This window comes from Spirillospora sp. NPDC049652 (assembly GCF_040675125.1).
Classification (GTDB): domain Bacteria; phylum Actinomycetota; class Actinomycetes; order Streptosporangiales; family Streptosporangiaceae; genus Spirillospora.
The window spans coordinates 1-6,073 of the sequence record NZ_JBFAOF010000405.1 but is presented as its reverse complement, the minus strand read 5'-3'; the positions used below and the strand labels follow the sequence as shown (position 1 = coordinate 6,073).

General features: G+C 75.2%; 6 protein-coding genes and 1 pseudogene. 4 read left to right on the top strand and 3 right to left on the bottom strand.

Annotation, left to right across the window (positions count from 1 at the left end; all coding sequences use genetic code 11):
• Positions 1-1,322 (top strand): annotated as a pseudogene (locus AB0J52_RS23515) (SARP family transcriptional regulator); the annotation flags it as partial.
• The gene (locus tag AB0J52_RS23510; RefSeq protein ID WP_500184161.1) at positions 1,319-2,359 is read left to right on the top strand and encodes a lactonase family protein; all 1,041 of its coding nucleotides are present in this window, start codon (positions 1,319-1,321) and stop codon (positions 2,357-2,359) included. The pseudogene AB0J52_RS23515 and the gene AB0J52_RS23510, both read left to right, overlap by 4 nt.
• 4 nt (positions 2,360-2,363) lie before the next feature.
• On the opposite strand, the gene AB0J52_RS23505 is transcribed toward AB0J52_RS23510, so the two are convergent.
• Complete coding sequence (locus tag AB0J52_RS23505; RefSeq protein WP_500184159.1) at positions 2,364-3,539, bottom strand: FAD-dependent monooxygenase; 1,176 nt, start codon at positions 3,537-3,539, stop codon at positions 2,364-2,366.
• Between the two features lie 61 nt (positions 3,540-3,600).
• On the opposite strand from AB0J52_RS23505, the gene AB0J52_RS23500 reads away from it, so the two are divergent.
• A complete protein-coding gene (locus tag AB0J52_RS23500; protein WP_500184158.1) occupies positions 3,601-4,053 on the top strand; it encodes a MarR family winged helix-turn-helix transcriptional regulator in 453 nt (150 codons plus the stop codon).
• Positions 4,054-4,202: 149 nt separating this feature from the next.
• Here the strand turns inward: AB0J52_RS23500 and AB0J52_RS23495 are convergent, their stop codons facing one another.
• Both AB0J52_RS23495 and AB0J52_RS23490 read right to left on the bottom strand, forming a co-directional pair.
• A complete protein-coding gene (locus AB0J52_RS23495; RefSeq protein WP_500184156.1) occupies positions 4,203-4,547 on the bottom strand; it encodes an avidin-fold protein in 345 nt (114 codons plus the stop codon).
• A 42-nt stretch (positions 4,548-4,589) separates the two neighbouring features.
• Positions 4,590-5,117, bottom strand: a complete 528-nt coding sequence (locus AB0J52_RS23490) for a YceI family protein (protein ID WP_500184155.1) — start codon at positions 5,115-5,117, stop codon at positions 4,590-4,592.
• 154 nt (positions 5,118-5,271) lie between these two features.
• Between AB0J52_RS23490 and AB0J52_RS23485 the strand changes: the two genes are divergently transcribed.
• Positions 5,272-6,073, top strand: an 802-nt coding sequence (locus AB0J52_RS23485; RefSeq protein ID WP_500184153.1) for a sigma-70 family RNA polymerase sigma factor, incomplete at its 3' end; no start/stop codon positions are given.

The window sequence follows — 6,073 nt, the reverse complement described above, 5'->3', positions numbered from 1 at the left end:
GCCGCGGGGAAGGCACGGACCGCGGGGAAGGCTCGGACCGCGCGGAGGGCTCGGACCGCGCGGAGGGCTCGGACCGCGCGGAGGGCTTGGACCGCGCGGAGGGCTTGGACCGCCTGGGCGACTTGGACCGCGCGGACGGCTTGGACCTCGCGGAGGGGGTGGAGCCTGCGGGGGGGGTGGAGGCGCGGGAGGTGCTGGAGATGCGGATGGGGCTCGGGCGGGCGCTGGCGCTCACCGGCGACCTCGCGGGCGCCCGGCGGCAGCGCGCGATCGCGCTCCAGGCCGCGGAGGAACCGGCCGATCCGCTGCTCGCCGCGCGCGTGCTGGGCGCGTTCGACCTGCCCGCCAACTGGACCGCCGCCGACGACCCCGGGCTCGCCGCGCGGACGGCCGCGACCGCCGGACGGCTGCTGGCGGCGCTGCCGCCCGGCGAGCACCCGGCCGAACGCGCCCGCCTGCTGGCGACCATCGCCATGGAACTGCGCGCCGACCCCGGCGGACGCGGCGACGAGGCCGCCCGCGAGGCCGAGCGCCTGGCCCGCGCCGCCGCCGACCCGCCGCTGCTGGCGTTCGCGCTCAACGCCCGCTACCTGCAGACCTTCCAGCGCGCGGGCCTGGCCCCCGAGCGCGCGGACATCGCCGCCGAACTGCTGGAGCTCGCGCGCGAGCACGGGCTCGTGCCGTACGAGGTCCTCGCGCGCCTCATCCTCGTCCAGTCGTCGGCCGCGCTCGCCGACCTCGCCGCCGCCGACCGGCACGCGGACGCCGCCGACGCGCACGCCGAACGCTACGACCTCCCGCTCGCCGGCGTCTTCACCGACTGGTACCGCGCGCTGCGCCTGGCCGAAGCCGGGTCGCCGGACGCCGAGAACGCCTACCGGCGCGCCGCCGCCCGCCTGGACGGCACCGGCATGCGCGGCGTCGAGCACGGGCTCCTCCCGCTCGCCCTGCTCGGCCTCCGCCTCAGAACCGGCGGCACCGGCATCGCCGACCTCGGCGACCTGGACTGGGGCCCCTACGAACCGTGGGCCCGGCCGCTGCTGCTCCTCGCCCAGGGCCGCCGCGACGAGGCCGGACGCGCCGCCCGCGACATCCCGCCCTCGCCCCGCGACCTGCTGTTCGAGGCGCGGTGCTGCCTGCACGCCGAGACCGCGCTCCGCCTGGACGACCGGGCCGCGATGCGCCGGCTGCGCGACGAGCTGGAGCCCGCCGCCGGGGAACTCGCCGGCGCCGCGAGCGGGATGCTGACCTTCGGGCCGGTCCGCGCCTACCTTGATCGTCTGACCGAGGCACTCACCGCAGGGAACAGGACGGAACCGTGACCCACACCCCCCAGGCCCCCGGCCGGCTGATCATCGGCGGGTCCGGGCCCGTCCCCGGCGTGGCCCTGCGCAGCGCCCGGTACGACGCGTCCGGCGCGATCACCGCCGAGTGCGCGCTGCCGCTCACCGAGCCGTCGTACGTGGCGTTCGACCCGCGCCACGGCATGCTGCACGCCGTCCTCGAAGAGGAGGTCGCCGGACGCGTCGCCTCCGTCCCGCTCCGCGACGGCCTCGACCTGGGGGAGCCGGTCGCGGAGGCGGCGAGCGGGGGAGGGCTGCCGTGCCACGTCGCCGTCCACCCCGGCGCGCCCTACGTGTTCGTCTCCAACTACGGCGACGGCGTGCTGTCGGTGCTGCCGACCGGCGCGGACGGGCGGATCACCGCGTCCGGGCCGGTCCAGGCGGTGGAGCACCTGCCCGGCTCGCACGCGCACATGGCCGCGATCTCCCCGGACGGGCGCTTCGTCCTGTGCACCGACCTCGGCGCGGACCGCGTGCACGTCTACGCGTTCGACCCCGCCAAGGGACGCCTGGAACCGCACGGCACCGCGCGCGTCCCGGACGGCCGGGGCCCGCGCCACCTGGTCTTCCACCCGTCCGGGCGGCACGCCTACCTCGTCAACGAGCTGTCCTGCACGCTCATCGTCTGCGCCTGGGACGCGGAGTCCGGACGCCTCGAACCGGGCGCGGAACTCCCCACCCGCCGCGACGCCGCGGACCCCGCCGCCAACTTCTCGGCCGGCCTCCGGATCGCCCCGGACGGCGCGCAGGTGTACAGCACCGACCGGGGCGACGACACCATCGCCGTCCACGCCGTCACCGGCGGCGGGGCGGTCCTCGAACCGGTCGAGGTCGTGTCCTGTGGCGGCGTCTGGCCGCGCGACATCGCCCTCAGCCCGGACGGCCGCCTGCTGTTCTGCGCCAACCAGCGCTCCGACACGGTGACCGTCTTCCACCGCGATCCCGCGTCCGGACGGCTGACACCCGCCGCCGAGCCGTTCGCGGTGCCCGCCCCCTCGTCCGTCCTGCCGCTCTGAGCGGCTAGGCGTTCGTCGCCGCCGGCGGGGCGGGCTCGCCGGTCGGCAGCGGTCCTTCGGTCAGCCGGTTGCTGAACCGGGCGAGCAGCTTGGTCTGGGCCGTCTCGGAGATGCGCTTGCCGAGGGCCGGCGGGATCCGCCAGTTCGCCGGGTTGCGCTTGGCCATCTGCGAGACCAGGTTCACGTGCGGGTAGCGGGCCCGCTCGTACGCGCGCAGCCGCTCGGGGACGCTCCGGCCGTCCCCGAGCGGTGCGTCGGCCAGTTCACGGCCGAGCACCCAGGCGTCCTCGAAGGTCTGGTTCGCGCCCTGGCCGAGGGTGGGCGGCATGGTGTGCGCGGAGTCGCCGAGCAGCGTGACGCGGCCCTCGCCCCACACGCGGCGGACCTTGTTCCAGCGGTGCCCGAAGAAGTCCAGGTCGTCCGCGGTCGCGGCGGCGAGGATCTCGGGCACCGGGTAGGCCCAGTGGCCGAAACGCCGGCGCAGCATCTCCACCGGGTCGTCCGGGCGCGGGTCGGCCGGCTTCCACCGCACGTCGAACCACCACTGGAGCAGGCCCGGCCCGGCCGGGATGAGCCCGCAGGCGCCCTCCTTACCGGTGATCATGTAGTGCAGGGTCGTGTCGGTGATGTCGATGTCGATCGGGCTGAGCCCCTGCCAGGTGCCGAACGACGCGGGCCGGACGGTCCCCTCGCCCCAGAGCTGCCGCCGGACGACCGAGTTGACGCCGTCCGCGCCGACGACCACGTCCCCGGTCGCGGTGGAGCCGTCCTCGAAGACGGCGGTGGCCGACCCGGCGTCCTGGGTGACGCGGGCGCAGCCGGTGCCGTAGCGGACCAGGCCGTCCGGGAGCCCGCCGGACAGCAGGTCCACGATCTGCCGCCGGGAGATCGACCGGGTGGGGAAGCCGTAGGCGTCCGCCGCGTGGGCGAGGTCCATGGTGGTGCGCAGCCTGCCGTCCGCGGTGCGCGCGTCGATCCGGTCGATGCGCCCGCCGACGCCGTCCAGGTCGATGCCGAGGTCGCTCAGCACCGCCGCGCCGTTGCCGAAGATGGTGAGCGCCGCGCCTCCCGTCCGGCGCCCGGGGGCCTTCTCGAACACCCGCACGGTGTGCCCGTCCGCCAGCAGCCGCCGGGCGGCGGCGAGCCCGCCCACTCCGGCGCCGATCACGATGACGTCCATTTCTTCTCCCATCGGAGTATCTCCGATTCGAAGATACATCGTTCGGGAGTAGACTGGCCATGTGGCCCAGAGTTCTTCGCCGGCGGACCTGTACCGCGAGTTCGTGATCTCGTTCATGCTGCACAACCAGGCGGTCGCCGACCGGCTCGGTCTGCAGATGGCGGACGTGGCCGCGCTGATCCTCATGGAGATGCGCGGGCCGCTCCCGGTCGGGGCCCTGTCGGCCGGACTCGACCTGCCGTCGGCGTCGGCGACCCGCCTGGTGGACCGGCTGGAGCGCGGCGGCTACGTCCGCCGGACGCGCAGCGCCCAGGACCGGCGCGCGGTCATCGTCGAGCCGGTCGCCGAGGGCATGGCGAAGTACTACGCCGCCGCGGCCCTGTCCGAACGGCACCTGGGAAGGGTGGCCGAGCACTTCGGCCCGGAGCAGGCGGCGATGATGCTGGAGATGTTCACCCGTGTCGCCGCCGCGTACCGCGACGCGACGCAGGAACTGCAGGAGGGGCCGTCCTGAGGCCCGGTCGGCCCCCGCGTCGGGACGGCCCGCCGCCCCGACGCGTCAGCGCGATTTCCCGACGCGTCAGCGCGATTTCCCGACGCGTCAGCGCGACTTCCCGACGCGTCAGCGCGTTCCCCGCGGCGTGAGCGCAGCTCACTGACGCGTCAGCGGACCTCTTCGACGGCGCTGGTGCCAGAGCCGGGACGCGACTCCCACTCCCAGGTCTCCTCAAGACGGAGCCGTCCGTCCGGCAGGGACCGCAGCACCGAGACGCAGTGCCCGGTGGACGTCTCGCCCGCCGTGTTGAGCTGGGCGTACCGGAACTCGATCTCGTCCCCGTCGCGCACGCCCACCAGGAACCCGCGGCGGACCGTCCCGCCCGCGTACTCCGCCCAGATCTCGCCGTCGCTCTCGTGGTAGGCGAACTCGGTCCGGGGACCGACCTCCCCGCCGACCGTGTCGGCGACGGCCCGGAAACGGCGGCCGTCCAGCGACGGCATGGTGCTCATGAGATCACCCTACAAGTGGGGGTATGGACGGTTCTGACCGACTCAGCGGCGGACGGCGGTGACCTCGATGTCGAGCCGCACCTTCGCGCTCACGAACGCTCTGGTCAGCGCGGTCTTCACCCCCCAGTCGGTGACGACGAGGTCGGTGCCGCCGACGGCCGTCACGGCGCCGTCCGGGGTGGCGCCGGTGACCCGGAAGTCCATGGTGATCGGCCTGGTCGTGCCCCGGAGGGCCAGGTCGCCGGTGACCCGGAACGCGGAGTCGTCCAGGACCTGCACCCGCGTGGAGGCGAACGTGACGGCCGGGTGCTCGTCCGTCCTGAGCAGCATGCGCCGCACCAGGGTGTCGCGCTGCCCGTTCCCGGTCCGCAGGCTGTCGGCGCGGAGCGCCACCCGGACGCGGGAACCCGCCGGGTCGCCGTCGTCCAGCCGCGCCTCGCCCTCGCACTCCTCGAACCGGCCGTGCACCTTGCCGCCGATGGTGTGCCGCGCGACGAAGCCGAACCGGCAGCGCCCGGCGTCGAGGACGTAGTCGCCGGCCAGTTCCCGGAGCCCGATCAGAGTGTTCATGGTGTCGCGTTCTCTTCCGCCGAGGGTGGATGGTGTGGTCGTTCAGCGGTACGACGGCTCGACGTCCCGGTTTGTGAGGTGGGCCGGAACGTCACAAACCGGCGGCCCGTCTCGTCGTACCGCTGAGGACCGGACACGAGGGGGACGCAGCGGCATGGAGACCGGCGACACGACGAGGACGGGCGAGGCGACGACCACCGGGAACGTCCCGGACGGCCACGGCGCGGCAAGCGAACGCGGCGCCGAGGACGGGCGGCGCGGCCCGGACGCGGCGCTGAACGCGATCATGAGCGAGCGCCGGCACCTGATCAGCCTCGCCTACCGGCTGCTCGGCTCCCTCGCGGACGCCGAGGACGTCGTCCAGGAGACCTACACCCGCTGGTACGCCCTGCCGCGCGACCGGCAGGACGCCATCGAGAACCCCGCCGCCTGGCTGACCCGGGTCGCCGGGCGGGTCTGCCTCGACATGCTCGGGTCCGCGCGGGCCCGGCGCGAGAGCTACGTGGGCGAGTGGCTGCCCGAGCCGGTGCCCGGGCGGATCGACGGCGGGCCGGGCGAGGGCGCCGACCCGGCCGACCGCGTCACCCTGGACGAGTCGATCAACATGGCGTTCCTGGTCGTCCTGGAGTCGATGACCCCGGCCGAGCGGGTGGCGTTCGTCCTGCACGACGTGTTCCGCTACCCGTTCGCCGAGGTCGCCGGCATCGTCGGCCGGACGCCGGCGGCGTGCCGCCAGCTCGCGGTGTCGGCCCGCCGCCGCCTGGACGCGGCGCGCACCCCGGCGGCCCCCACGGCGCAGCACACCCGCGTCGTGCGGGAGCTCAAGCGGGCGTGGGAGGCGAAGGACATCGGCGCGTTCGTCGCCGTCCTCGCCCCCGACGCGGTCGCGGTCGGGGACGGCGGAGGCGTCGTCGCCGCCATGGCGAGGCCGATCGAGGGGGCCGAGCGGATCGCCG